Source organism: Daejeonella sp., assembly GCF_044342615.1.
GTDB lineage: Bacteria > Bacteroidota > Bacteroidia > Sphingobacteriales > Sphingobacteriaceae > Daejeonella.
Window position 1 is genome coordinate 1 of record NZ_JBIIPN010000169.1, and the last position, 4,803, is coordinate 4,803.

The 4,803-nt window shown below is 35.5% G+C and carries 5 protein-coding genes; 1 reads left to right on the top strand and 4 read right to left on the bottom strand.

Translation table 11 applies throughout. The features are described 5' to 3' along the window. Nucleotides 1-11 precede the first annotated feature (11 nt). Nucleotides 12-440 (bottom strand): GNAT family N-acetyltransferase, encoded by a 429-nt coding sequence (locus tag ACIQ0D_RS11575; RefSeq protein ID WP_395805772.1) that lies wholly within the window; start codon nucleotides 438-440, stop codon nucleotides 12-14. A 90-nt stretch (nucleotides 441-530) separates the two neighbouring features. Beyond that, a complete protein-coding gene (gene fbaA / locus ACIQ0D_RS11580; RefSeq protein ID WP_395805774.1) occupies nucleotides 531-1,610 on the bottom strand; it encodes a class II fructose-bisphosphate aldolase in 1,080 nt (359 codons plus the stop codon). Between the two features lie 167 nt (nucleotides 1,611-1,777). On the opposite strand from fbaA, the gene accD reads away from it, so the two are divergent. Further along, entirely contained in the window at nucleotides 1,778-2,620 is an 843-nt protein-coding gene (gene accD, locus ACIQ0D_RS11585) for an acetyl-CoA carboxylase, carboxyltransferase subunit beta (protein WP_395805776.1), read from the top strand. Nucleotides 2,621-2,673: 53 nt separating this feature from the next. Here accD and ACIQ0D_RS11590 read toward each other — a convergent pair whose 3' ends face one another. Together ACIQ0D_RS11590 and ACIQ0D_RS11595 are read right to left on the bottom strand one after the other, a co-directional pair. Continuing rightward, on the bottom strand, nucleotides 2,674-3,570 hold the full coding sequence (locus ACIQ0D_RS11590; protein ID WP_395805778.1) for an MBL fold metallo-hydrolase: 897 nt from the start codon (nucleotides 3,568-3,570) through the stop codon (nucleotides 2,674-2,676). Nucleotides 3,571-3,907: 337 nt separating this feature from the next. Further along, nucleotides 3,908-4,803 (bottom strand): cysteine desulfurase family protein (locus tag ACIQ0D_RS11595; protein WP_395805780.1); only part of this gene is annotated, 896 nt, incomplete at its 5' end.

A 4,803-nucleotide genomic window follows, 5' to 3' on the forward strand; every position in this document is an offset into this window, starting at 1 on the left:
TCCCTACGTAATTATTTATTCAACACCATTTTATAATGCTGTATTCCTGCCTCTTCAAATTGATTGCCTGATTTTTCAAAGCCAAATTTGGCATATAAAGGCATTGCAGTTAATTGAGCATGTAGATATACATAAGAGGCATCTTCTGGAAGATCTTTAATAACTGACCCAACAAGTGATTGTCCTAAACCAATTCCTCTGTATTCCTTTAAAACTGCGAAGCGCTCCAATTTATAACCCTTATCAGTCTTGCGCCATCGAGAGGCACCTGCAGGTGTTCCATCAACTAATCCAATGAAGTGTACAGACTCGTCTTCAAATTCCCATTCAAGCTCTGGGGGACAATTTTGCTCTTCTACAAAAACTATTTTCCGGATTGCAAAAACCTGTTCCAATTCGTCATTGGTACTAACTTTTTTAACTTCAATGGAATGATTCATATTTTTTAATTTATTGCAGAATCTTGATTTTCGGATTCATATTTCTATCAAAAAAGGGCCTAAATGGCCCTTTTTAATTTATTTAAAGCATTAAAGCTTATCGTTTGCATTCAAACAATTGAGATCATCAAATGCATGAGCTAAGCGTTTAACAAAAGTTTCTTCTCCTTTACGTAACCAAACACGGGGATCATAGTATTTTTTATTTGGAGAATCTTCGCCATCAGGACTACCAATTTGGCTTTGAAGGTAAGCTTCTTTAGATTTATAATAATCCTTGATACCCTCCCAATAAGCCCATTGCATATCTGTATCGATATTCATTTTAATTGCACCATAAGAAATAGCCTCTCTAATCTCTTCTTTAGATGAACCTGAACCACCATGGAATACAAAATTGATTGGTTTTTCAGAACTAAGATTAAATTCTTTACGAATAAAATCTTGTGAATTTTTAAGAATAACTGGCTGTAATTTCACGTTTCCAGGCTTATAAACCCCATGAACATTTCCAAATGCAGCAGCAACAGTAAATTTGTCACTCACCGTGCTTAATTCTTTATAAGCATAGGCAACTTCAGAAGGCTGAGTATATAATTTTGAGCTATCAACATCGGTATTATCAACACCATCCTCTTCCCCGCCGGTAACACCCAATTCAATTTCAAGAGTCATTCCCATCTTTTTCATGCGCTCGAGATACTTTTTGCTGATTTCAATATTTTCTTCAATAGATTCTTCAGAAAGATCAATCATGTGTGAAGAAAAAAGAGGCTTTCCATGAAGAGCGAAGAATTTTTCACCGTGATCAAGTAAACCATCAATCCAAGGTAAAAGCTTTTTTGCAGCATGGTCAGTGTGTAAAATAACCGCCACTCCATAATGTTCAGCAAGAAGATGAACATGTTGAGCCGCCGATACAGCACCTAGAATGCATGCATTTAAATTATCATTATTTAAGGATTTACCGGCATAAAACTGGGCTCCACCATTAGATAGCTGTATAATTACAGGAGAATTTACAGACTTAGCCGTTTCCATCACTGCATTGATTGAGTTTGTTCCAATTACATTGACTGCAGGCAATGCAAACTGATGTTTTTTGGCTATTTCAAATAATTCTTGAACTGCATCACCGTGCAAAACACCTTTAAATCCTTTTAAATTCATTTTATTTTCAATTTATTTAACAGCCTCTAAATTACGAAAAAATGGCTTATTTTCAATTAAAATAGCCTACAAATACATCCAAATAGCATATTTTTTATTCAATATTCAGGTAAAAGCATTCCTTTCTTAATTTTTTTGTTTCTTTGTACGTTATACAAATATCCAAAATGGCCTGGTTTAAGAGAGAAAATAAGGGGATTATCACCTCCACTGAGGAAAAAAAAGAAACACCTGATGGGATGTGGAATAAATGTCCATCCTGTAAAAAACCCTTGCACTATGCAGAGCAAGTGGAAAACAAATATGTTTGTCAATATTGTGCTTTTCATTTAAGAATTGGATCTAAAGAATATTTTGAAATCCTTTTCGACAATAATGAGTTCACCGAACTTTTTGCAAATATCCGCTCGGGAGATCCATTAAACTTCACTGACTCTAAAAAATACACAGAACGATTAGAGGAAAGTTATGCAAAAACAGGGCTTAATGATGCTATACGTGCAGCAACAGGAAAATTAGCCGGAAATGACCTTGTTGTAGCTTGTATGGATTTTAATTTTATTGGGGGCTCTATGGGCTCTGTAGTTGGCGAAAAAATTGCACGCTCCATAGATTATAGCATAAAGCATAAGATACCCTTTATGATGATTTCTAAATCAGGTGGTGCTAGAATGATGGAAGCAGCATTTTCATTGATGCAAATGGCTAAAACATCTGCTAAATTAGCCCTTTTAAGCAAGGCGAAAATTCCGTACATTTCATTACTTACTGATCCCACAACAGGTGGTGTTACGGCTTCCTATGCGATGCTGGGAGATATAAATATTTCAGAACCTGGCGCTTTAATCGGCTTTGCCGGTCCGAGAGTAATTAAAGAAACTATCAAAAGAGACCTACCTAAAGGTTTCCAAACCTCTGAATTTGTTTTAGAGCATGGATTCTTAGATTTCATTGTAGACAGACGTCAGATGAAAGAAAAACTAGGATCTTTCCTTAAAATGATATCCTAAATAATTTCCAGGAGTGATAAAATAGATTATCACTCCCGGAAATTTCAAAATGACTAGCTAGACAATTCTTGTAAAGCTGCAGTCAAGCTCCTCTCAATCCCTTGTCCCTGATACTCTTCCGCTCCCGGAATACGATCAGCTTTCATAATTTCTTCTTTTGATTTTCCTGCCTTCAGCTCAGCTTTAACAAAGGTCAGAAGCTTTTCAAGATAATTTTGCATTGCCCTTAAATCTGCCTTTGTTCCTGTTACCTTTTCAGGATCTAATGAATGACCGAAAATAAATAAAGTATCATTATCGTATTTTGCAATGGCCTTTTCCAATACTTCGGTCCAGCTTTGGATATTCGCCCCAGCACTCTTATCAATGAAAGGATAGCGCCTATTAAACATCAAATCGCCCATGTGCGCAATATTTGCATTATCAAAATGAACAATTATATCGCCATTAGTATGTGCTGCTCCTAGGTATGTGGCCTGAATTTTTTCAGAACCGACTTTCGCCTGCCATTTATCCTGAAATACAGTATCTGCAAACAATTGTTTATCCTCCGTTTTTTGCGCAGCAGCAGTCTTTTTGTGATTAGCAAGGCAGTTGACATGCCCAACTACTTTTTCTGCAAAACCCTTAAAGGCGATATTCCCACCTGTATGATCCCCATGATGATGGGTATTTATTAAATATTGAAGCGGCTTTTCGGATGCTTTTTTCAATTCAGCAATTAGGTTCATCGCAGGATTTTGAAATTGCGAATCTATAACAGCCATTCCACCGCTATTTGATAACCAGGCAATTGTGCCACCCTGCTCTGTAAAAATACCTACATCATTTCTTAAAAGCTTAAATTGATATTTTGCTTGAATTAAGATATCCGCTAAAGATTTATTTTGAGCTAATGCAATCATTCCTAATGAAAGACCCGCATGTTGTAAGAATTTTCTACGTTCCATGAGATAATATGATTTTCTAATAAATATAACATAAAAAATCCCGTAAAAACGGGATTTTAGAATTACAAAGTACCTGGTTCATGGTTGAACCCTATCGAATGAAGATTCACTCGACCATGAGAATGATTTTTGAAGCTATATCCGGACCGTAAACCACCATAATGATGTTTACTTTTTGCTATTTCCTTAAATTTGTCTTTGCTTGCATCTTTTTTCTCTAAACTTGAAAACATGCTTTTTTTCATAAATCCTCCTTCTCAATTACAATAACAATTTACGAAAAAGCTAGGACATTAACAAGAAGAATCGATAGCGAATTATCTAATAAATATCGATTTTAAGAAACATGACATAATTCTTTCACCTTTTCGATAACATAGTCAATTTCTTCCTTAGTATTAAATTTACTGAATGAGAATCGTACTGCAGGCCTATTAGGATTTGCTTGTATTCCATTTAAAACATGAGAACCAATATTTGTCCCGGAGCTACATGCACTCCCCCCAGAGGCCGATATTCCAGCAATATCGAGACTAAAAAGTAACATCTCTGCCATTTCCATTTCTGGAAATGAAACATTCAATACCGTATAAAGACTTTTTTCAGGTTCGGTTTCCCCATTAAATTCTATCCCAGGAACATATTGAATTAATTGTTCCTTCATATAAGATTTCAAATTTTGGATATGTGCTTGGTGAGCAGCCATGTCATCATAAGCCATTTCTAATGCCTTAGCTAAACCAATAATACCATACACATTTTCAGTCCCACCTCTCATATTTCTCTCTTGTGAGCCTCCAAAAATCAAGGGATTAATCTTTACAGCATGGTTAATGTATAAAAAACCAACACCTTTAGGTCCATGAAGTTTATGTGCTGCACAAACCAGAAAATGAACTTTTAGCTTACTTAAATCATGCGGATAATGTCCCATTGTTTGAACTGTATCGCAATGAAAAATGGCATTGTACTGTTCGCATAAATCGCCAACCACTTCTAAATCAGTAAGAGTTGAAATTTCATTATTGGCATGCATCAAGGAGACAAAACTTCGCTCATTAGTACTCAATAATTCTTCTAAATGCTTATAATCAACAGAACCTTTTGAATCTATGTTTACATAACTCAATTTTATTACTCCACTTTTTTCAAGTGCTTGAAGGGTATGAAGAACCGCATGATGTTCAATAGCAGAAGTAATTGCATGTTTTATCCCATGGTCAATTATTCCAC

Coding starts and splice junctions, on each gene's coding strand:
- ACIQ0D_RS11575 (WP_395805772.1), bottom strand. CDS start 440: ATGAATCATTCCATTGAAGTTAAAAAAGTTAGTACCAATGACGAATTG.
- fbaA (WP_395805774.1), bottom strand. CDS start 1,610: ATGAATTTAAAAGGATTTAAAGGTGTTTTGCACGGTGATGCAGTTCAA.
- accD (WP_395805776.1), top strand. CDS start 1,778: ATGGCCTGGTTTAAGAGAGAAAATAAGGGGATTATCACCTCCACTGAG.
- ACIQ0D_RS11590 (WP_395805778.1), bottom strand. CDS start 3,570: ATGGAACGTAGAAAATTCTTACAACATGCGGGTCTTTCATTAGGAATG.